We start from the raw sequence: 20,315 nt of genomic DNA on the forward strand, positions 1-20,315 counted from the left end.
CTTGCTACGATGAGGGAATGAGCGAGGCGTACATTGTCGGCGCCGTCCGCACCCCCGTCGGGCGCAGGAACGGCGGCCTGGCCCGGATCCATCCGGCCGATCTCGGGGCGCACGTGCTCAGGGAGTTGATGGACGGCTCGGGCGCCGACCCCTCGGCCGTGGAGGACGTGATCTTCGGTTGCGTCGACACCATCGGGCCGCAGGCCGGCGACGTCGCCCGGACGTGCTGGCTGGCCGCCGGGCTGCCCGAGGAGGTGCCCGGCGTCACGGTCGACCGCCAGTGCGGCTCCTCCCAGCAGGCCCTGCACTTCGCCGCCCAGGCCGTGATGTCGGGCACCAGCGATCTCGTGGTGGCGGGCGGCGTGCAGAACATGAGCATGATCCCGATTTCGTCCGCGATGCTGGCAGGGCGCGCGCTCGGGCACGACGACCCCTTCCGGGGCTCCAAGGGCTGGGTCGAGCGGTACGGCACGCAGGAGGTCTCCCAGTTCACCGGCGCCGAGCGGATCGCCGCGGAATGGGACATCTCGCGGGAGGAGATGGAGCGGTACGCGTACGAGTCGCACCGGCGTGCCCTGCACGCCATCGACGCCGGATATTTCGGGCGGGAGATCGTCCCCTGCGAAGGCGTCGCCGTGGACGAGGGCCCGCGCAGGGACACCACGCTCGACAAGATGGCCGCGCTCAAACCCCTGGTCGAAGGCGGACGGTTGACCGCCGCGCTGGCCTCGCAGATCTCCGACGCCGCCGCCGCCCTGCTCATCGCCTCACCCCGGGCCGTACGCGAGCACGGCCTGACCCCGCGTGCCCGCGTGCATCACCTGTCGGCCCGCGGCGCGGATCCGATCACGATGCTCACCGCCCCGATCCCGGCCACCGTCCACGCGCTGGGCATGACCGGCATGTCCATCGACGACTTCGACGCCATCGAGATCAACGAAGCCTTCGCCTCCGTCGTGCTGGCCTGGCTCAAGGAGACCGGCGCCGACCCGGCCAGGGTCAACCCGAACGGCGGCGCGATCGCGCTGGGCCACCCGCTCGGCGCGACCGGCGCCGTTCTGGCCGTCAGGCTGCTGCACGAGCTGGAGCGGACCGGCGGCAGGTACGGCCTGCAGACCATGTGCGAGGGCGGCGGGCAGGCGAACGTCACCGTCATCGAGCGGCTGTCACCATGAGGGTATGGCGAATCCGTTCACACTGGGCGTCGCCTCCGGGGAGCCGATGCCCGACGGCGTGGTCCTCTGGACCCGATTAGCGGTCGATCCCCTCAACGCCGACCCGGCGCGCCCGGGCGGCATGGCCCGGCGGGCCGTCGAGGTGCGCTGGCAGCTCGCCGAGGACGAACGTTTCACCCGGGGCCTGCGGCAGGGCACGGTCCAGGCGCAGCCGTCCTGGGCGCACAGCGTGCACGTCAGGGTGGCCGGGCTCAAGCCGGGCGCCGACTACTTCTACCGCTTCAGGGCGGGCGGCGAGCTCAGTCCGGTGGGGCGCACCAGGACCGCGGACAACCCGGCCGCGGCGCGGCCCGTGCGGTTCGCGGTCGCCAACTGCCAGCGGTTCGAGCACGGTTTCTACACCGCCTACCGGCATCTGGCCGCGGAGCGGCCCGACGTCGTCTTCCACGTCGGCGACTACATCTACGAGTCGCGCCAGGCCGCCTCCGTGGTGCGGCCGCTGGGGCCGGTGCCCGGTGAGGTCAGCAGGCTGCATGAGTACCGCCTGCGTTACGCCCGCTACAAGACCGATCCCGACCTGCAGGCCGCGCATGCCGCCGCGCCCTGGGTGACGACCTGGGACGATCACGAGGTGGCCGACAACTACCGGGGCAAGGGCGACGGGTCGGCGGCGTTCCTGAGGCGGCGGGCGGCTGCGTACCAGGCGTATTACGAGCACCAGCCGCTCCGGGTGCGGCCGGAGGGCGGCAACCTGCAGATGTACCGGCGGCGGACGTACGGGCTCGTCGCCGACTTCATGGTGCTGGACGTGCGCCAGCACCGCGACGGGTCCACCATGCTGGGCGCCGCGCAGGAGCAGTGGCTGTTGTCCCGTTTGGGCACCAGCCCGGTCAGGTGGCGGGTGCTGGTGCAGCCGCTGTTCTTCGCCCGGCGCTTCGTCCCAGGACCGCCGCCCAACCTGCGCCCGGACTCCTGGGACGGTCACCAGGCCGAGCGCGCCCGCATCCTGGGCGCGAACGCGTCAGGCCTGGTCGTGTTCAGCGGGGACGTGCACAACTTCTGGGCGGGCGAGCTCAAGGCGGACTTCCTCGACCCGGCGTCGGCCACGGTGGGGGTGGAGTTCGTGGGCAGCTCGATCACCAGCAGGCCGCCGCAGACCGACGGCCCCGCCGTGCTCGCCGCGAACCCCCACCTGAAGTTCTTCGACGACCGCCGGGGCTATCTGTCCTGCGTGGCCGGCCCTGAGGAGCTGCGCGTGGCGGTGCGTGCGCTGGACTTCGTGGACAGGAAAGGAGCACAGGTACGGACGGTGGCGGAGTTCCTCACGAAGGGAGACGGGCTGACGTCAGAAAATACCTCTAGCAAATAGGAAACTTTCCTATTAGATTGCGGGCATGCCCCAGAGCGGTGACCTGCTTCGCCTTGCCGACGCCGTCCTCTTCCCCGGTTTCGCGGGACAGACGCCCCCTGACTGGCTCCGTCGCAGACTCGGCGACGGGCTGGCGGGCGTGGTGTTGTTCTCCCGCAACATCGCCGGCCCCGACCAGCTGGCCCGGCTGACCGCCGCGCTACGCGCCGAGAACCCCTCGGTGCTCGTCGGCACCGACGAGGAGTCCGGCGAGGTCACCAGACTGGAGGTGGCCACCGGCAGCAGCCGCCCCGGCGGGTACGCGCTCGGCGTCGTGGACGACGTGGTCCTGACCGAGGCCGTCGCCAGGGACCTCGGCGGCGACCTGGCCAAGGCCGGCATCACGATCGACTTCGCCCCCTCCGCCGACGTGAACTCCAATCCGGACAACCCGGTCATCGGCCTTCGGGCGTTCGGCGCGGACCCGGCCCTGGTCGCCCGGCACACCAGGGCGTTCGTCCGCGGCCTGCAGTCGGCCGGCGTCGCCGCCTGTGCCAAGCACTTCCCCGGGCACGGGGACACCTCCATCGACTCGCACCACGGCGTGCCCGTGGTGGCCGGCGACGGGATCGAGGCCGCGCTGGTCCCTTTCCGCGAGGCGATCAAGGAGGGGGTCAAGGCCGTGATGACCGGCCACCTCCTGGTGCCCTCGTACGACGCCGAACTGCCCGCCACACTCAGCCCCAAGGTCCTCACGGGTCTGCTCCGTGAGGAGCTGGGCTACGACGGGATGATCATCACGGACGGCATCGAGATGGCCGCGGTGTCGGGGGCGTACGGGATCGGGGGCGCCTCCGCCCGCGCCATCGCCGCCGGAGCCGACGCGATCTGCATCGGCGGCGAGCGGGCCGACGAGGCCACCTCCGTCGAGGTCCGCGACGCCATCGCCGCCGCGGTGACCGAAGGACTGCTGCCCGAGGAGCGGTTGGCCGACGCCGCTCGCCGGGTCCGCGAGCTGGCCGCCTGGGCCACTTCCTCGGGCAGCCATCTACCGGGCCACGAGAACGGCTACCTCGGCCTCACGGCCGCCCGCAGGGCCGTCCGCATCACCCGCCGCTCCACGGCCCCGATCCTGCCCCTGACCTCGTCCCCGTACGTGGTCGAACTGACCCCTGAGATGAACCTGGCCATCGACAAGGGCACCCCCTGGGGCGTCGGCGAGCCCCTCAGCCGCCTGCTGCCCGGCACCACGGTCATCCGCCTCGCGGCAGGCGAGGCGACGGGCGCCGCGCTGGAACGCCTGATCGGCGCGGCCGTCTTCCGCCCTCTGGTGATCGTGGTCCGCGACGCGCACCGCCACGCCTGGCAGGCCGAGGCCCTGCGGCACCTCCTCAGCGCCCGCCCGGACGCCGTCGTGGTCGAGATGGGCCTGCCCGCTCGCTCGGACCTGGGCGCCGTCCACGTCGCCACGTACGGCTCCGCGCGGGTCTGCGGGCAGGCCGCGGCCGAGGTGCTGACCGGTAGTGTGTGACACCGTGAACTTCGACGGCGAGGACCTCTCACACAAAGCGCTGGCCGACCGTCTCCCGCCCGACGAGCCGCACGTCTTCCGCGACTGCGATCTCACCGAGGCCGACTTGTGGGGCGCCTCGCTGGCCGGGGCCCGGTTCGAGTCCTGCGTCCTGGAGCAGACCGACTTCCGCAAGGCCGACCTGGACGGAGCGGTGTTCACGGGCGGTGGCGGGATGCGGACCCGGTTCAACGACGCCGATCTCATCGACGTGACCTTCACGGACGTGGACCTGTCGTCGGCCCAGTTCGGCGGGGCGCTGCTGACGGACGCCTCGTTCACCGGTTGCCGCATGATCGGCGCCTCCCTGACCGCGTCCCGGGGCACCGGCTTCAAGATCGCCCGCTCCAACCTGACCCTGGCCAACCTGGGCGGGTGCTCGCTGCGCGGCGAGGTCGTCGAGGGCGTGCGCTTCGACGACGCCGACCTGTCGGGGTGCGACTTCACGGAGGCCACGTTCAGCGACTGCCGCTTCATCGGCACGCGCCTGCTCAACACGAAGTTCGCCAAGGCGGACCTGCGCGGCGCCGACCTGGGGGAGCCGGACGACGCCAAGCTGCGGGCCTTCGCGGGCGCCGTCATCAACCAGACCCAGGCCAACGCCATCCTCGCCGCCCGCGGCATCACCGTCCTCTGACCCCACGTCCGCCGTGGGCAAGCCGTCACCCCGGCTCGGAGAGGCGCGTCAGCGTGGCGGTGGCCTCCGCCATGATGCGCTCGATCAGCTCACGGCACGACGGCAGGTCGTCGATCACGCCCACGACCTGGCCCGACGCCATCACGCCCAGGTCCGCCCGCCCGTCCACCATCGCCGCCCGCAACAGCACGGGTGTGTTCGCCGCCTGCAGCACCTGGGCCCAGGTCAGCTCGCGGCCGCGCCTCATCCGGCGGCCCTCGCGGATCATCGCCGCCCACGACAGCCCTGACAGCCGTTTGAACCTGGCCCCGTTCACGACGGCCCTGGCCAGACGGGAACGTTCGAGCGAGGCCACGAACGGGGTGTTCAGCACCCGGTGCGGCACCCCGTCCACCTTGGTCGTCACCACGGTCTCCCGCGCCGCCAGGTAGACCTTCTTCACCTCGTCCGGCACCGGCGAGTCGCTCGTCAGCAGGAACCGGGTGCCCATGGCGATCCCGCACGCCCCGTACGCCAGCGCCGCCACCAGCCCCCGCCCGTCGAAGAAGCCGCCGGCCGCGATCACCGGGATGTCCACCGCGTCCACGACCTGCGGCAGCAGCAGGGTCGTGGCGACCGGCCCGGTGTGGCCGCCGCCCTCGCCGCCCTGGACGATGACCGCGTCCACCCCCCAGGCCGCCACCTTCTCCGCATGCCTGCGGGCCCCCACGGAGGGGATCGTCACCACTCCGGCGTCCTTGAGCCGGGCGATCAGGTCCCGCCTGGGCGCCTGGGCGAACGACGCCACCCGCACGCCCTCGCGCACCATCACCTCCACCCGCTCGGCCGCGTCGTCGGCGTCCGAGCGGATGTTCACCCCGAACGGCGCGTCCGTGCGCTCCTTCACCCGCCGGACGGCCTCGGTCATCTCGGCGACCGACATGGTGGCGGCGCCGATCACGCCCAGCCCGCCCGCCTGGGAGACGGCCGCCGCCAGGCGCGCGCCCGCGACGTACCCCATCCCGGTCTGCACGATCGGATACCGGCAGCCGACCAGGGACGTCAGCGCGGTCCTCACGCCGCCACCTCGCGGTCGCGGGTCCTTGCGGGGTCGAGCCGGTCCAGGACGCGCAGCTCCTCGGGGTCCGGCTCCCGCGTCACCGGGACATCTGCGTCGATCACGAGGTCGAAACCGGTCGCCGCCACCACGTCGTCGACAGTCACCCCCGGATGCACGGACGCCAGCCGCATCGACCCGTCAGCGGTGCGGAAGTCCAGCACGGCCAGGTTCGTCACCACGCGCCGCAGATCGAACGCGCCCCGATCGGTCCCGAGCCCGCTGACCATGTCGACGCGAGGCACGAAGACGCGCGGGCTGTGCCGGGGGATCCAGTAGCTCGTCGGGTCGCATCGGGTGTTGCCCGGCGCGCCCCGCACTCCGAGCAACTGTGTCTTGGGCCGTGCCCAGTCGCCGATGCAGGAGATGTTCGTGTTGCCGTACCGGTCGATCTGGCTCGCGCCGAGCATGACGTGCCGCCGTCCGTTCAGCACCAGCCACAGGTGGTCCCTGAACGGCAGCCATCCCTCGACCACCTCGGGCGCCTGCCCCAGTCCCGGCACGTCCCCGGTGAGCAGGCAGACGCCGTCGTGCGTGAGCAGGTCCGGCTCGAACGTCAGCCGTGCCAGCCGTGCCCCCAGCACCGTGACCGCCCCGCCGATCCCCGCCGCCAGGATCTCCCCGTCGCCCCTGAACGCCTCCGCGCACGCCACCACGCAGACATCAGCCCTGCTGCTCATCGACACCCGTCTCCACGTAACGCCGCTGCCGCTCCTCATCGCGCCCGTAGTCCGGCTCGCACGAGGTGAACCCGGCCCCGCCGGGCGCCTCCACCACGCCCGTCACCATCGACCTGCTGATCAACAGGGACTGCACCGGCCCTTCCTTCAGCAGGTCGGCGGTGTCCACGACGCGCTCGCACGAGACGTAGCAGCGCGCCGCCGCCTTCGCGTAGAGATCGTCGAAGTACGGATCCGGCCCCAGGTATTGGGCGTTGCCGCGGGCGTCGGCCCGGTTCATGTGCACCAGGGCCACGTCCATGGTCAGCGCCGGGACCGCGACCAGCTCCTCCCCGTCCTCGTACGGCGACCGCACCGTCCGCAGCCCCGGGTTGACCCGCATCACGTCCGACCCCATCCCCGCCCGCGTCGGCAGGAACGGCAGCCGGTGCGCCGCGGCCAGCAGCCCGAACATGAACATGCCCTCGTCGTACTCGGCGAACTCGATCTCCCCCGCCTGCCTGGCCCGCCGGAAATGGGGCTCGAGGGGGATGGTGTCGAGCGTGACGAACGGGGCCACGACCTTGCGCACCTTCCCGGCCGCGCACAACATGCCGACGTCCGGGCCGCCGTAGGAGACGATCGTGAGATCCCGGACGGGGGAGCGGAGGATGGCCGACACCAGGGCCATGGGTTTGCGCCGCGAGCCCCAGCCGCCGATCCCGACGGTCATCCCGCTCTCCAGCGCGCCCGCGACCTGCTCGGCGGACATCACCTTGGTCACGTGAACCGCTCCCTGTGCCGGTCGCCCGCTCCCATGAGGTTCAGCTCGAAGGTGAAGCCCTGCTCGAAGCGGTAGCTGCGCTTGACGTCCACGGGGTCGATGCCGTTGAGCGACTCCTTCGCGCGGCGGATGACGTACGGGTCCTTGGCGGCGATCTGCCCGGCCACCTCCATCGCCACGTCCCGCAGCTTGTCGTGGGGCACGACCTCCAGCACCGACCCGAACGCGTGCAACTCGGCGGCGGTGACATTCCTGCAGGTGTAGACCATGGCCCGCATCAGGTGCTGCGGCACCAGCCTCGCCAGGTGCGTGGCCGCGCCCAGCGCGCCCCGATCCACCTCCGGCAGCCCGAAATAGGCGTCGTCGGCGGCCACCACGACATCGGCGTTCCCGGCCAGCCCGACGCCGCCGCCCAGGCAGTGCCCGTGCACCGCCGCCACGACCGGCACCGCGCACTCGTAGACGGCCGCGAACGCCGCGTAACAGGCCCGGTTGACCCCGACCAGGGCCTCGTGTCCGCCGGCGTCCCGCAGCTCCTTGATGTCGACCCCGGCGTTGAACCCGCGCCCCTCGGCCCGTAAGACGACCACCCTGGTCCCTGGGTCGTCCCCGGCGGCCCGCACGGCCTCGGCCAGTTCCTCCCAGCCCCGCACGGTCAACGCGTTCACCGGCGGCACGTCGACGACGATTTCGGCGACCGGCCCGGCCCGCAGCGTGATTCCCATCCCCACCCGCCTCTCCTGTCCGCGACATCATGGTTCACCTAACGCTTGCTTGGTACGGTAACATCCGTGACCGCGACTTACGACTACACGGGCAAGTCCGTCCTGGTGACGGGTGGGACCAAGGGCATCGGCGCGGGAATCGCGCGGGCTTTCCAGGAGGCGGGCGCCGAGGTGACCGTCTGCGCCCGCACGCCGCCCGCGAGCGACGAGTTCCGCTTCGTCCAGGCGGATGTGCGGGTCCCTGAGGACGTCGAGCGGCTCGTGGCCGGGTTCGACCGGCTCGACGTGGTGGTCAACAACGCGGGCGGCTCGCCGTACGCGCCGCTGGAGGGCACCTCGCCACGCCTGCACGCCCGCGTCATCGAGCTCAACCTGACGGCCCCGCTCCTGGTCGCCCAGTACGCCTACCCGCTGCTCGCCGCCGCCCGCGGGGCCATCGTCATGATCGGCAGCTCCAGCGGCACCCGGCCCTCGCCGGGCACCTCCGCGTACGGCGCAGCCAAGGCCGGCCTGCACCACCTGGCCCGCTGCCTGGCCGCCGAGTGGGCACCCCACGTGCGGGTCAACACGGTCATCGTCGGCCTCGCCGCCACGGAGAGCGCGGCGGGTCACTACGGCGAGCACGGCGACGGGCGGCTCGGCGCGGCGATCCCGGCCGGCCGCCTGGCGACGCCCGAGGACGTGGCCAGGGCCTGCCTGTGGCTGTCCGTGCCGGGCTACGTGACGGGCGCGGAGGTACGGGTGGACGGTGGCGGCGAGATCCCGTACTGGCGGCACCTGGCCGGAGACCTCGCCGCCGAAAGCGCGCCCTCCAGGCCGGAGAGCGCGCTCCAGAAGGGCGGGGCGCCGGCGCCGCCGCGCACCCTCACGGGCTGAGCGACCAGGCGTGGAAGATCCTAGGGAAACCCGAGCTTTCGCCCTGGTCTTGGTCAGGGGGTCCCTAGCGCATGGCCGAGCGCGCCGTGGGGCGCAGGCGGATGCGCTGCGGGGCGGCGGTCAGGCGTGACTTCAGCATCGGCAGGTCCACCTCACGCTCGTCGCCGGGTGTGTCGAACCGGGTGAACCACACGAAGACATTCTCCCCGGTGCGGACCGGCAGCCGCGGATAGGTGTTCTCCGCGTGCTCGGTCTCGAACGCCGCCACCACCGGCGTCCCGGCCTCGGCCAGCACCGGAGCGACCTCGGCCGCGAAGAAGGCGGTGAAGCCCTCCTCGACGTGACAGATCGTGGCCACGTACAGGGACGGCGGGAGCTCGGCCGCGCCGGCCGGCGGACGCTCCCACGCGGGCGGCTCCACCAGCGCGCGCAGGAGCAGCACGTCGTCGGAGTCGATCAGCGTGGCGTTGGCGGCGTCGCGATGGGACCGCCACACGGGCCCGCCGTAGAAGGCCTCCAGCGCCGCCTTCCGCGCCGGCATGTCGGGAAAGGCCCGCAGCCAGGGGAACGTGTCGGGCGCGTCCGGGTTGCGGAACGACCCGGCGATCCGCATGCCGGCCGCCTCCTGCGTCTCGACGAACTCCCGCTCGAACAGCTCGATGAGCGTGTCGCGCCGTCCGGGCCGCATCGTGTACTGCCGTAGCTCATAGATCATGCGGGGACGTTAAGCCCGGGTCGCTGACATCCCGTGTCAGTGTATGCACCGAACAATATTCTGATTACGCAATGCTATCAATCGACAACGCAGAGTTATAAGCTCGCATCGACCTTGATCTCCGAGGGCCAAGGAAGCTCAAAGGCCCTGAGGCGAAGGAGTAGAAGTGATCCGAAGAGTGTGCGCCGCCGCGGCCACGGTGGCAGCGGTCGCGAGTGGCGTGCTCCCTGCTGTCCCCGCGCACGCTGACGGCTGGTCCGGCAGTTGTGGTGACCGTGCCTGGTCCTACAACTGGAGCGGCAACAGCGGCGCGTCCCAGTCGGGAAACAACTTCGGCGACGTCTCGGCCGCCAACCGCGGGGAAGACGCCTCGACCAACGTCAACAACACCAACGGCATCGCCTCGACCGCCACGCACGGCGGCATCACGGTGACCTACATCTTCGGCTGACCGAGAGGACATCGACATGGTGAAGAAGCTCTGCGTGACCGGTCTCATCGCGGGCGCGGCGCTGCTGCCCGCCACCGCGTACGCGGACGTCAATGCCGGCAACTCCAGCTCCAACAGAAGCTCCTCCCAGTCCGGCAACAACTTCGGCAACGTCGTCAACGTCAACGTGAGCGGCCACGGCGCGAGCAGCGTCAACAACGTCAACGGCAACGCCGTCACGGCGAGCGGCGCCGGCCGCGCGAGCATCGACGACATCGTCGACTAGTCCGCGAGCCCCCCTCCAGCGAGCCAGGCCGGGCGGCCGGCCTGGCTCGCGCCCTCCGCGCTAGCCCTGGTCCTTCACCCAGAGCCGCAGCAGCCCACTGAAGTGCTCGACGAAACGGTCGTGCTCGTGCGCCGGATACGTGGCGGTCACCGTGTCCACCAGCAGCCGGTCGAACTCCGGCCCGGCCACCCACTCCAGCACCACCTCGTCGATGTGCCCCAGATGGGTGTCACAGAACTCCTGATAGCGCTCGGTCTCGAAGTACCGGTCTGCCAGCCTCCGGTACTCGGCCAGCCGCTCCTCGTACGTCCCGGTGACCGCGAAGTAGTCGTGCGTCTCCAGGTCGATCCGCGGCCTGCGCCGGGTGGCCACGCAGAACACGCACCACTTCACCAGCGTCTTGATCGCCCAGGGGAAGTAGTAGTGCAGGCTCGTGAGCGCCACGTCCGGGCAGGCGTTGGCGTAGTCGATGGGATGCACGTCCGGTCCCTTGACCAGGGTCTCGCAGGAGTTGAACTCCCACCGGAAGAACGCGTTCACCAGCTTCCCGATCGTCACGACCTCCTCGCCCGCGGCCGGCGACAGGAACCCGTGGTCGACGGTGTAGCGGGCGTGCATCGGCTCCTCGGGCCTGAACCGCATCACCATCGTCTCGGCCCCGATCGACAGCGACCTGGCGAACGCGTCGTACCCCTGGACGGCCTGCTGGAGGTGCATGAGCATCTCGCCGCTGGCGTCGTAGGCCCGGTGCAGCTCGTCGCGGTCGCGCACCAGGGACACGCCGCGCCAGGCCCCGCCGTCGTACGGCTTCATGAACAGCGGGTACCCGATCCGCTCGGCCACCTCGTCCAGGTCGAAGGGCCGGTTGTAGCGGGCCGCGGTGTAGGCGTATCTGGCGTTGTCCGGCGGGTTCTTGTACGGCACCAGCACCGTCTCCGGCACCTTCAGCCCGAGCCGCATCATCGCGCAGTAGGCGGCGTGCTTCTCCATCGACTGGAACGTGAACGGGCTGTTGAGCAGATAGACGTCGTCCATCATGGAGATCTTCTTGAGCCACTCGCGCGGGTGGTAGTACCAGTACGCCAGCCGGTCGATCACCAGCGAGTGCCGCGGCCGGGCCCGCAGATCGAACGGCTCGATCGTGACACGTTCCACGTCGAACTCGCCCATGCCCTTGATCGGCCCGAGCCGTCGCAACACGGTCTCGAACGCCGACGGCCAGTCCTCCTCGGTCCCCAGCAGCAGCCCGATCCGATGTCGCACGGGGTTCCTCCGCTCCCGCCCGCGGGTCAGACGCCAGGAAGGCGGCCGTTGCGGAACAGATCGACGAACCGTTGATGGTCTTCCCGGGCCTGTGCCCCATAGCGGTGGGCAAAATCCACCAGAACCCCGATAAATCCAGGCTTGTCGCCGTCGATCACTCCCACGATCGCCTCCTCCGTGGAGAAGTCGACGAGGTCGTGGCTGGACTCGTCGTCGGCCACCGAGTGCATGCGCGCCACCGCCCGCCCGAGGTCCCGCATGATCGAGCGCAGCTCTCCCGGCTCGTTCACGTCGTCCCAGTCCAGGTCGGCGGAGTACGGCGACACCTCCGCCACGAGCTGCCCGACCCCGCCGAGCGTCGTGTACCCCAGCCAGGGATCGGCGTACGCCTGCAGCGCCCGCTGCGACTCCGCCGTGCGATGCCCCTGGTGCATGAAGTAGGAGACCACCTTCTCGTCGGTCACGTGCCGCGCCACGGCCGGCACCGCCGCCTGCTTCATGTAGAGGATGACGTCGTTCTCCAGCGCCTGCGAGCGCCCTTCGAGCAGCAGGTTGTACGACGGCAGCCCCGCCGACCCGATGCCCACGCCCTTGCGCAGGGCCACGTCCTTGATCACGTGCTCGACCGGGTTCGCCTGCGTGGGCAGCGTGGCCAGGTAGTCCTCGAACGCGGCCAGCACGGCCTGTCTGGTCGCCGCGTCCACCGCCACCCGCCCCTCCATGAGCGCGAAGCGCCGGTCGTAGTCGTCGATCACGGTCTCCACGTCCAGCAGCGCCACCCGCGTGCTGAGCCGCGCCGTCTGCAGCACCCGGTGCAGCACGCCCGTGGTGGTGTCGAGGGTGAGCGCGCCGATCGCGTCGTCCCCACCGGCCGCGATGGCGTCCAGCTCCGCGAGGTACGCCCCGGCGAAGTCGGTCACCAGCGTGCCGATGGTGTCGTCGGACAACGCCTTGGCGTACCCGAGCAGCGCCACGCTGGCGGCGAAGCGTTTGAGGTCCCAGATGTACGGGCCCACGTACGCCTCGTCGAAGTCGTTGACGTTGAAGACGAGCACGCCGGAGGCGTTCATGTACGTGCCGAAGTTCTCGGCATGCAGGTCGCCGTGGATCCAGACGCGGCTGGTGAGGGCGTCGAGGTAGGCGTCGTCGGCGTACGTGCCGGTCATGTCGGCGTAGAAGAGGCACGCGCTGCCTCGATAGAAGGCGAAGGGAGAGGCCGCCATTTTCCGAAATTTCCGCGTAAAAGCCGCGGGGTCTTGCTTGATCGACTCGCCGAACTCCGTCATGAGGACATCGAGCAGGAAGGAGGAGCGTGTGCCCATGTTCCGGACGTTAGATCCGAAACCTCCTGCCGCCTACCCTGATCTTTTGCTGACAGCGACCGGTCAGGACCGGGGCAGCGCCTTCAGCCCCGTCCCCGCCAGCACCCCGATCAGCACGATGAGCAGCACGCACTGCTCGAGCATCGTCAGCCACGGGATGGCGTTCGGCGCGTTCCCGTAGTTGTCGATCATCATGGGCAGGCGCACCAGCAGCAGGAGCGAGGCGGCGGCGGACAGCGCGAGCGCCCAGGCCGGTGAGCGCCCGCGGACCAGCACGAACAGCGATTCCGCGGCCAGCGCCAGGACCGACATCCCGATGAGATCCAGCCACAGGTAGAGCCAATCGTGCTCGTGCAGGCGCAGTGAAAGCATCACCTGCACCCCGCCCATGGTCACCAGTCCGGCGATGATCGGCGACAGTGCGAGTCCCCATGACCGGCGGCGCGGTGCGACGTCGCGGTGAAAGCCCAGCATCAACGCGGCGACCGGGAAGAGCACGAACACCGCACTGGCCACCTGTCCGCCAGGATTCGGTCCCGCCGCCAAGGGCCCCGCTCCGGTCGCGGCGTAGCCCAGTGCGGGCATGGCGCCGATCAGAGCGGTGACTTTCGCCAGGCGCGGGTGGCCTCGCGTGATCGCGACGAAGGCGATGGCCGAGCACAGGGTCGCCACGGACTCGGCAATGGACAGCAACCGCTCGATCGATCCCGGCGCGCCGGCGAAGTTCGGATCGGCCTCGAAGGTGAGCGCTCGGTAGAGGTCCGCGGCCACGAAGACCGCGTACACCGTCTGGTAGGCCAGCCCGAGCAGCGCGACGAGACGGACGGCCTCGCCCCAGGCGTAGGCACGAGGGGCGGCCAGGGTGCCGCCGATGCGCACTCGCAGGGCCAGCCCGAGCACGCTCGCGATCTCGCCCCAGCCGGGGCGCGGGTTCACCTCGTCGGGCACGTCGCCGGCGGCCTCCATGAAGGCCGCCACCATCTCTTCCTCGCGCTCGGCGCGGTAGGAGGCGGGAAGGAGGCGCAGGACGCCGCGGTAACGCCGTTCGAGCAGGCTCATGCGGCACCTCCGGCGAGCATGCCCCGGCCGGCGCCTCCGCTGAACAGGGCGCCACCAGTGGCCGGGGTTCCTCGGGCGGCTCTGGCGCGCAGGCGGGTGGTGGCGGTGCTGGCGTTGGCGGCCATTCTGACGGCCTCCTCCTGCAGCGCGCGGGCGCCGTCGTCGGTCAGCCGGTAGTAGCGGCGCAGCCGCCCCTGCTGCACTTCCTCGCGGTCGGGCGCGACCAGACCCTCGGCTGCGAGCCGGTCGAGCACCCCGTACAGCGTCCCGATCTTGAGCTGCACCCGGCCCTCGGAGAGCCGGTCCACCTCCTGGACGATCCCGTAGCCGTGACGTGGCTCGTCCACCAGCGCCGTCAGCGCCAGGAACATGGGTTCCGTGATATGCACACCTTCACTATATCCTGTTGCTCAGGATATCCTGTCAAGGGTGCTGGGAGGAGACCGAGACCACCTCGCCCGTCATGTACGAGGAGTAGTCGCTGGCCAGAAAGACGATCACGTTCGCCACCTCCCACGGCTCCGCCGACCGCCCGAACGCCTCCTTGGCCGCCAGCTCCGCCAGCAGATCCTCGCTCGTCACCTTCGCCAGGAACGGATGCACGGCCAGCGACGGCGCCACCGCGTTGACCCGCACGCCGTGCTCGGCCGCCTCCAGTGCCACGCACCTGGTCAGCGCCATCACCCCGGCCTTGGCGGCGGCGTAGTGCGCCTGCCCGCGCTGCGCCCGCCACCCGATCACCGAGGCGTTGTTCACGATGACGCCGGAGCCCTGGGCGATCATCTGGCGCAGCGCGGCCCGGGTGCAGCGCATGGTGCCGTTCAGGGTGACGTCGATGACCGCGTGCCACTGGTCGTCGGACATCTCGGCCAACGGCGCCGTACCGCCGAGTCCGGCGTTGTTGACCACCACGTCGAGCCGGCCGTGCGCCTCGACCACCGCGTCGAAGAGCGCCAGCACCTGCGCCTCCGACGTCACGTCGCACGGGACGGCGAGCGGCTTGACGCCGGTGAGCTCGGTCAGTGCCTCGGCGGCGGCGGCCAGGCGGCGCTCGTGCCTGTCCGAGACCACGATCGTGGCGCCTTCCTCGGCGCACCGGCGGGCGGTCGCGTAGCCGATGCCGGCGCCGGCGGCCGCCGTCACCAGCGTCACCTTGCCGTCGAGCAGGCCGTGCGCCTTCGGGTACGCCGGTGTCATCGCCTCTCCCATCACCGTGGCAGTCCCAGGGTGCGCTCGGCGATGATGTTCCGCTGGATCTCGCTGGAACCGGCATAGATCGTGTCGGCCCGGCTGAACAGGTAGAGCCGCTGCAGGTCGTTCAGCTCGCCCACCAGCCCGCTCTTGCCCTGGACGGCCTGCGCCAGCTCGCCGAGCCGGCGATGCCACTCCGACCAGTAGAGCTTGGCGATCGACACCTCCGGCCCCGGATCGGGGCGTACCATCCTGAGCGCGTTGAGCCGCATGATCTCCAGCTCCAGCCACGACTGCACGAGGCGGTCGCGCAGCACCGGATCATCGGCGGCACCGGTCGTTTTGGCCGTCTCGATCACCTTGGCCAGCTCGCGCCGGAAGCCGATCTGCTGCCCGAGCGTGGAGGCGCCACGCTCGTAGCCGAGCGTGGCCATCGCGACCCGCCAGCCGTCGCCGGGCGCCCCCAGCACGTTGCCCGCCGCCGTGCGAGCGCCGTCGAAGAACACCTCGTTGAACTCCGACGTCCCGGTCAGCTGCACGATCGGCCGCACGGTGACGCCAGGCTGACGCATGGGGACCAGCAGGTACGACAGCCCGCGGTGCCGCTGCGAGCCCGGCTCGGTACGGCACAACACGAAGCACCAGTCGGCCACGTGGGCCAGCGAGGTCCACACCTTCTGGCCGGTGACCACCCACTGGCCGTCTTCCAGGCGCGCCTTGGTCTGGACGCCGGCCAGGTCGGAGCCGGCCTCGGGCTCGGAGTATCCCTGGCACCACAGTTCCTCGCCCCGCTGGATCGGCGGCAGGAACCGGGCCTTCTGCTCGTCGGTGCCGAATTCGAGGATGGTGGGGCCGATCAGCCCTTCGCCGATGTGGCCGACCCGGGCGGGGGCGTCGGCTCGGGCGTACTCCTCGTGGAAGGCGACCTGGTCCTCCAGGGAGGCAGTGCGGCCGCCGTACCGCTCCGGCCAGCCGAGGCACGTCCAGCCGTTCTTGCCGAGGTGGCGCTCCCAGGCCAGCCGCAGCTCGTGACCCTCGTGCTCACGCCCGGGCCCGCCCAAGCCGCGCGCGGCGGCGAACTCGCCGCGCAGGGCCTCCTCCAGCCAGGCCCGCGCCTCCTCGCGGAAGCCCGGCGTCTCGCCCAGCTCAGGAAGCGTCAACGAACCCCCCGTAGCCGCCGCGGAAGAACACCAGCGGGCCGCCGTCGGCGTGCGTGTCGAGCTGCAGCACCCGCGCCACCACGATCACGTGGTCGCCTGCCGGGTGCTCGGCCTCGACCGCGCAGTCCATCCAGGCCAGCGCGCCTTCGAGCACGGGGTTGCCGCCGGGGGAGCCGGTCCACTCCAGCCCCGCGAACTTGTCCCCGCCCTTGGTCGCCATCTGGGCGCACACCGATTGCTGGTCTTCGGCCAGCACGTTCACGGTGACGACTTTCGCGCCGCGTACCCTGGGCCAGCTCGTGCTGGTGTGCGCCACGCAGAACGCCACCAGGGGCGGGTCCAGTGAGACCGAGGTGAAGGAGTTCGCGGCCAGTCCGCAGGGCCGGCCGTCTTGGGGGTCGAGCGCCGTGATCGCCACCACGCCCGTGGCGAACCTGCCGAGCACCTGCCGGAAGCGCCGGCTGTCCAGGTGGCCGTTCGCGCTCTGTGAGTTCGGGCCCGTCGGCATGGCGGCTCCGTTGCGAATCCTGCGCTGATGCGGCGTCGGAAGGCTGCGGCAACCATCCGGCGCGATGAGCCGGGCAGCGTGTGTGCTCATGGGTCCGCCTCCTAGTCCACCGGCTGCGCTCTCATCTTACCAAGCGCTTGCTTGGACGCTAGGGGCAATCGCGGAAACGTGTCAAGTCGTATGCCGCACGGGTCGCGCGCTGGGTGGCCCCATACGTGCGTTGACATGGGGGAAATGTCCGGCATAGCGTGAGAGATGTGCCCAAGCGCTTGCTTGATTTTCGGGACGTGACCGCGATCGCCGGCGTCGGATACACCCCCTTCACCAAGGACTCCGGGGCCAGCACTCTGACGCTGGCCTGCCGCGCCGTGCTGGCCGCCCTGGAGGACGCCGGGCTGACGGCGGACGACGTGGACGGCCTGGCCACGCACCGCGTCGGCGACTCGGCGCCGCCCGCCTTGGTCGGACCGGCGCTGGGGCTGACGGACCTGGCCTGGCATCTGGACCAGTTCGGCGGCGGCAGCGTCTCCCACGCCGTGGTCGGCCAGGCCGCGCTGGCGGTGGCGGCCGGGATGGCCGAGACGGTCGTCTGCTACCGGGCCATCAACGCCCGCTCCGAGTTCCGCATGGGCGGCACCGGGCGGGGTGTGCCGGCGAGCCCGGAGGTGCAGTACCAGGCGCCGTACGGATATGTCGCACCGCCGCAGCAGTACGCCATGTATGCCCGCGCCCACATGCTGAAATATGGCACCAAAGCCGAGCACTTCGGGCAGTTGGCCGTCACGCAGCGCGCCAATGCCGCCAAGAACCCGCGGGCGCTCATGCGTACCCCCATCACGATGGACGACTACCTGGCCAGCCGGTGGATCGCCGAGCCCTTCCGCCTCCTGGACTGCTGCCTGGAGACCGACGGGGCCTGCGCCGTGGTCGTCACCACCGCGGAACGTGCCCGCTCGTTGCGCCGCCCGCCGGTCCTGATCTCGGCCGCGGCCTGGGGTGGCGGCACGTCGCACCTGTCGGGCCCCGCCGCCGACCCCACGGTGACCGCGGCCGCCGCGCTCGCCCCGCGCCTGTACGCCCAGGCCGGGCTCGGGCCCGCGGAGATCGACGTGGCCGAGCTCTACGACTGCTTCACGTACTCGGTGATCGTGCAACTGGAGGACTACGGGTTCTGCGCCAAAGGAGAGGGCGGCCCGTACGTGGCCTCGGGCGCCACGGCGCTGGACGGCCCGCTGCCGGTCAACACCCACGGCGGTTTCCTGTCGGAGGGCTACGTCCACGGCGTCAACCACATTGCGGAGGCGGTGTCCCAGCTCAGGGGCGACGCGGGGGACCGCCAGGTGCCCGGCGCGGAGGTGGCGTTGTCCACGGCCCAGCCCGGCTACATCCTGCCCGCCACCTCCGCCCTGATCCTCAGGAGGTCCTGATGCCCTACCGGCCCGAGCCCGACCGGGACTCCCGGGAGTGGTGGCAGCGGATCGCGACGCGCGAGTTCGTCGTGCAGCGGTGCGACACGTGCGGCACGACCCGTTTCCCGGCCAGGGCGTTCTGTCCGGCGTGCCGGACTGAGGCGTGGCACTGGCAGGAGGTGGAGCCCGAGGGGCGGGTCGAGAGCTGGATCGTCAACCACCAGGCGTTCATGCCGGGCGCCCGGGAGCCGTACGTGGTCGTCATGGTGCGGCTGGCGGCGGTGCCCGGCTGTCTCGTGTACGGCAACTGGGACGGCGAGCGACCCCCGGAGGCGGGTGAGCGGGTGCGGGCGTCCTACAACCGGATCGACGACACGCTGACACTGGTGAACTGGGCTCCGGCCGCCGGGTGACGAGGACGCCGGGAACGTGGATCCCGGCATTGGTTTCGTACCCACGAACCCCATCAGTCCCACCATGGCGAAGCTGCCCCCAGTTCGGGCTCCGAGGGTTGATGATGAGGCAGTAGACGTCAACGCGGACGGCTTGATCTTGGCGGCGGACGTGAGCGGAACGGACTCGGCGACCGGCGTGGCCGCGCGGCCACGGCTGACGATCATGCCTGCGGTCCGGACGTTCGTGCCCGCAGAGGCGCGGCCGCGCGGGCCGCCGGGCGGGCGGAAGAAAGGAAGTGATCGATCGGCCGGTCCTCAGAGGAAAGCGCGCCCTGGCGGGCGTGGGGGACCCGCCAGGACGCGCTTCCTGCCCCGTGAGCGGCGGCGCCAGGACTCCGGCGAGGGATGGAGTCCTAGGCCGTGTGATCGCACACGGAGTCGATGGGGGAGTGTGAAAGCTCCTGCCGCCGGTAACGTGCGGCGATGCGTTGAGCTGCACCAACCGGGTCATCAATGGGGTGCGTGACGGGGGCGCCACCCTCCTCGTTCCAGACAAAGGATCCGTCGTCGCACCACGCGGTCAGCTCAGTCGACACCGATTGCACGGACTCGCCATGCCGATTGCTCTGGCAGGTGTGGGTGAACCGCTGGCGCGGCAACACGTAACGCAGTAAACGTGTTGCTTCACCAGGGTCTTGCCAGGGCAGGTACGGCGTACCCGTGCGGACCGGCAACACTGGCCTTCACCCCCTCACCGGCCTTTAGATGGATTTGTACCAACGAATGGATGATGGGCCGCTCAAGGGGGTTCGGTCAAGGGGTTGTGGCCTGCTAGAACCAGATCGTCTAAATTGTTGGAACAAAAGGGGTGAAAGTGGCAAGGTCGGTGCTGTATCAGCAGGTGGCTGCGGAATTGCGTCGCGCCATCTACTCGGGTGTCCTCGGCCCCGGGGCGCAGCTGCCGACCGAGGCGCAGCTCATGGAAGACCATGGGGTGAGCAGAAACACCGTACGGCTGGCCCTCGGAGAGCTCGTCAACGAAGGGCTCGTTACGCGCACGCCGCGGCGCGGAACCGTGGTCAGAGACCGGCGGCCGCTGCTCATCTATCCCCAACGTGAGCTGGAGCCACAACCTCGTGGGGAACTGCGGGAGGCGTTCGCCTACGCCGTGGCACAGGAAGGCCGCGCGCCAAGCCAGTACATCGAGGTGCTGACCGTGTCTCCGGTCGAGGAGATCGCCAGCAGGCTGGAGTTGGCGGACGGGGAATTGGCGGTGGTGAGACGTCGTCTGCGGTTCGTGGACGGCCAGCCGTACAACACCAACGATTCCTACTTCCCCCGTGATCTGGTTGCCGATTCCGAGATCGCCAGGCCCGGAGACATCGCGCGAGGGGCGAACCGGGTGCTGGAGGAACTGGGTCATGCGCAGGTGCGCGTCGTCGACGACATCTGGGCCCGCATGCCCAACCAAGAGGAGGCGGAGCGCCTCCAACTCGAGCTCGGCACACCAGTCATGGTGTATGTCCGAGTTGGTTTCGACGGGGCCGACATGCCCGTGCGTGTCGCGGTGTCGGTACTGCCCGCCGACAAACATTTGATCAGATACGAGCTCGATCGCCGCTAGAGGGCTCGGATGAAGGGGTGATTTCGCCGGCCGGGTGCAGCGAGAAATAGCCGCCTCGCTGGCCTGAGGGAGTCGTGCATACT

22 protein-coding genes are annotated in these 20,315 nt (G+C 70.6%); 10 read left to right on the forward strand and 12 right to left on the reverse strand.

Features of this window, described 5'->3' with window-relative positions:
* Positions 1 to 17: 17 nt before the first annotated feature.
* From EDD27_RS01330 to EDD27_RS01345, 4 genes are read left to right on the forward strand one after another with little or no spacing between them, the layout of a single operon-like run.
* Positions 18 to 1,175: an acetyl-CoA C-acetyltransferase gene (locus EDD27_RS01330; protein WP_127930685.1), complete on the forward strand. Its 1,158-nt coding sequence runs from the start codon at positions 18 to 20 to the stop codon at positions 1,173 to 1,175.
* Between the two features lie 4 nt (positions 1,176 to 1,179).
* Positions 1,180 to 2,544 (forward strand): alkaline phosphatase D family protein, encoded by a 1,365-nt coding sequence (locus EDD27_RS01335; RefSeq protein WP_241563799.1) that lies wholly within the window; start codon positions 1,180 to 1,182, stop codon positions 2,542 to 2,544.
* Between the two features lie 25 nt (positions 2,545 to 2,569).
* On the forward strand, positions 2,570 to 4,054 hold the full coding sequence (locus tag EDD27_RS01340) for a glycoside hydrolase family 3 protein (protein WP_127930686.1): 1,485 nt from the start codon (positions 2,570 to 2,572) through the stop codon (positions 4,052 to 4,054).
* Positions 4,055 to 4,058: 4 nt separating this feature from the next.
* Entirely contained in the window at positions 4,059 to 4,730 is a 672-nt protein-coding gene (locus EDD27_RS01345; protein WP_164903421.1) for a pentapeptide repeat-containing protein, read from the forward strand.
* A gap of 25 nt (positions 4,731 to 4,755) precedes the next feature.
* Here EDD27_RS01345 and EDD27_RS01350 read toward each other — a convergent pair whose 3' ends face one another.
* Genes EDD27_RS01350 through EDD27_RS01365 form a run of 4 tightly spaced genes read right to left on the reverse strand, consistent with a single transcriptional unit; the run spans position 4,756 to position 7,994 of the window.
* Entirely contained in the window at positions 4,756 to 5,787 is a 1,032-nt protein-coding gene (locus EDD27_RS01350) for an NAD(P)H-dependent flavin oxidoreductase (RefSeq protein ID WP_127930688.1), read from the reverse strand.
* On the reverse strand, positions 5,784 to 6,506 hold the full coding sequence (locus EDD27_RS01355; RefSeq protein ID WP_127930689.1) for a CoA-transferase subunit beta: 723 nt from the start codon (positions 6,504 to 6,506) through the stop codon (positions 5,784 to 5,786). Before EDD27_RS01355 ends, EDD27_RS01350 begins: the two co-directional genes overlap by 4 nt.
* A complete protein-coding gene (locus tag EDD27_RS01360; RefSeq protein WP_127940406.1) occupies positions 6,490 to 7,257 on the reverse strand; it encodes a CoA transferase subunit A in 768 nt (255 codons plus the stop codon). The genes EDD27_RS01355 and EDD27_RS01360 overlap by 17 nt, the downstream gene beginning before the upstream one ends.
* 8 nt (positions 7,258 to 7,265) lie before the next feature.
* Entirely contained in the window at positions 7,266 to 7,994 is a 729-nt protein-coding gene (locus EDD27_RS01365; protein WP_127940407.1) for an enoyl-CoA hydratase family protein, read from the reverse strand.
* A 66-nt stretch (positions 7,995 to 8,060) separates the two neighbouring features.
* Between EDD27_RS01365 and EDD27_RS01370 the strand changes: the two genes are divergently transcribed.
* Positions 8,061 to 8,870 (forward strand): SDR family oxidoreductase, encoded by an 810-nt coding sequence (locus tag EDD27_RS01370; protein WP_127930690.1) that lies wholly within the window; start codon positions 8,061 to 8,063, stop codon positions 8,868 to 8,870.
* 64 nt (positions 8,871 to 8,934) lie between these two features.
* Here EDD27_RS01370 and EDD27_RS01375 read toward each other — a convergent pair whose 3' ends face one another.
* Positions 8,935 to 9,585 (reverse strand): NIPSNAP family protein, encoded by a 651-nt coding sequence (locus tag EDD27_RS01375; protein WP_127930691.1) that lies wholly within the window; start codon positions 9,583 to 9,585, stop codon positions 8,935 to 8,937.
* A 166-nt stretch (positions 9,586 to 9,751) separates the two neighbouring features.
* On the opposite strand from EDD27_RS01375, the gene EDD27_RS01380 reads away from it, so the two are divergent.
* Both EDD27_RS01380 and EDD27_RS01385 read left to right on the forward strand, forming a co-directional pair.
* Positions 9,752 to 10,036 (forward strand): hypothetical protein, encoded by a 285-nt coding sequence (locus EDD27_RS01380; RefSeq protein ID WP_127930692.1) that lies wholly within the window; start codon positions 9,752 to 9,754, stop codon positions 10,034 to 10,036.
* Between the two features lie 16 nt (positions 10,037 to 10,052).
* Positions 10,053 to 10,301, forward strand: coding sequence for a hypothetical protein (locus EDD27_RS01385; protein ID WP_127930693.1), 249 nt, complete (start codon positions 10,053 to 10,055; stop codon positions 10,299 to 10,301).
* A 60-nt stretch (positions 10,302 to 10,361) separates the two neighbouring features.
* Here the strand turns inward: EDD27_RS01385 and EDD27_RS01390 are convergent, their stop codons facing one another.
* From EDD27_RS01390 to EDD27_RS01420, 7 genes are all read right to left on the reverse strand, one after another.
* Positions 10,362 to 11,564, reverse strand: a complete 1,203-nt coding sequence (locus EDD27_RS01390; RefSeq protein ID WP_127930694.1) for an ATP-grasp domain-containing protein — start codon at positions 11,562 to 11,564, stop codon at positions 10,362 to 10,364.
* A gap of 26 nt (positions 11,565 to 11,590) precedes the next feature.
* Positions 11,591 to 12,886: a DUF2252 domain-containing protein gene (locus tag EDD27_RS01395; RefSeq protein ID WP_127930695.1), complete on the reverse strand. Its 1,296-nt coding sequence runs from the start codon at positions 12,884 to 12,886 to the stop codon at positions 11,591 to 11,593.
* A 63-nt stretch (positions 12,887 to 12,949) separates the two neighbouring features.
* Positions 12,950 to 13,945 carry a hypothetical protein gene (locus EDD27_RS01400; protein WP_127930696.1) on the reverse strand — a complete coding sequence of 332 codons (996 nt, stop codon included), beginning with the start codon at positions 13,943 to 13,945 and terminating at the stop codon, positions 12,950 to 12,952.
* Complete coding sequence (locus tag EDD27_RS01405; protein WP_241563800.1) at positions 13,942 to 14,334, reverse strand: PadR family transcriptional regulator; 393 nt, start codon at positions 14,332 to 14,334, stop codon at positions 13,942 to 13,944. The genes EDD27_RS01400 and EDD27_RS01405 overlap by 4 nt, the downstream gene beginning before the upstream one ends.
* Before the next feature lie 34 nt (positions 14,335 to 14,368).
* On the reverse strand, positions 14,369 to 15,142 hold the full coding sequence (locus EDD27_RS01410; protein WP_127930697.1) for an SDR family oxidoreductase: 774 nt from the start codon (positions 15,140 to 15,142) through the stop codon (positions 14,369 to 14,371).
* Between the two features lie 11 nt (positions 15,143 to 15,153).
* Entirely contained in the window at positions 15,154 to 16,296 is a 1,143-nt protein-coding gene (locus EDD27_RS01415; protein ID WP_127930698.1) for an acyl-CoA dehydrogenase family protein, read from the reverse strand.
* A complete protein-coding gene (locus EDD27_RS01420; protein WP_432994871.1) occupies positions 16,283 to 16,894 on the reverse strand; it encodes a flavin reductase family protein in 612 nt (203 codons plus the stop codon). The genes EDD27_RS01415 and EDD27_RS01420 overlap by 14 nt, the downstream gene beginning before the upstream one ends.
* A 179-nt stretch (positions 16,895 to 17,073) precedes the next feature.
* Here EDD27_RS01420 and EDD27_RS01425 point away from each other — a divergent pair, with 179 nt between their 5' ends.
* The 3 genes from EDD27_RS01425 to EDD27_RS01435 all read left to right on the forward strand — a co-directional run bounded on the left by EDD27_RS01425 (position 17,074) and on the right by EDD27_RS01435 (position 20,232).
* Entirely contained in the window at positions 17,074 to 18,231 is a 1,158-nt protein-coding gene (locus tag EDD27_RS01425; protein ID WP_127940410.1) for a thiolase C-terminal domain-containing protein, read from the forward strand.
* Positions 18,231 to 18,626 carry a Zn-ribbon domain-containing OB-fold protein gene (locus EDD27_RS01430; RefSeq protein WP_241563801.1) on the forward strand — a complete coding sequence of 132 codons (396 nt, stop codon included), beginning with the start codon at positions 18,231 to 18,233 and terminating at the stop codon, positions 18,624 to 18,626. Before EDD27_RS01425 ends, EDD27_RS01430 begins: the two co-directional genes overlap by 1 nt.
* Positions 18,627 to 19,482: 856 nt before the next feature.
* Entirely contained in the window at positions 19,483 to 20,232 is a 750-nt protein-coding gene (locus tag EDD27_RS01435; RefSeq protein ID WP_164903422.1) for a GntR family transcriptional regulator, read from the forward strand.
* Positions 20,233 to 20,315: the final 83 nt, after the last annotated feature.

The sequence above is a fragment of the Nonomuraea polychroma genome (assembly GCF_004011505.1).
Taxonomy (GTDB): Bacteria; Actinomycetota; Actinomycetes; order Streptosporangiales; family Streptosporangiaceae; genus Nonomuraea; species Nonomuraea polychroma.